Origin of the sequence: Vibrio sp. 10N.222.49.C9 (genome assembly GCF_041474985.1) — a bacterium.
Classification (GTDB): Bacteria; Pseudomonadota; Gammaproteobacteria; order Enterobacterales; family Vibrionaceae; genus Vibrio; species Vibrio crassostreae_C.
Genome location: NZ_JBFRVD010000463.1, coordinates 1 through 261, shown reverse-complemented (window position 1 = coordinate 261; position 261 = coordinate 1). Strand labels below are relative to the sequence as shown.

The 261-nt window shown below is 45.2% G+C and carries 1 pseudogene; it reads right to left on the bottom strand.

The features are described from left to right. Positions 1-261 (bottom strand): annotated as a pseudogene (locus AB4585_RS24000) (sodium-dependent transporter); the annotation flags it as partial.

The window sequence follows — 261 nt, the reverse complement described above, 5'->3', positions numbered from 1 at the left end:
TCTTAGAAACTACCGCAGTCAAACCAATGATAGCGATTGCAAGAATCATGATTGGGCCTTTGCCGCTTTCAAAGCCGCTTAGGATACCTGCGATTGCAACTACAGCAACTGCTACAGGGATGATGTACTTAACTAGGTTGTACCATAGACCGAATAGTGGGAAAGATACTTTACCGTCGTTAGTAATTTCTTTCTCTAGGTCAACACGGTTTAGACGCCAGCCTGCGAAGATACAGATGAACATACCGCCAACCGCTAGGA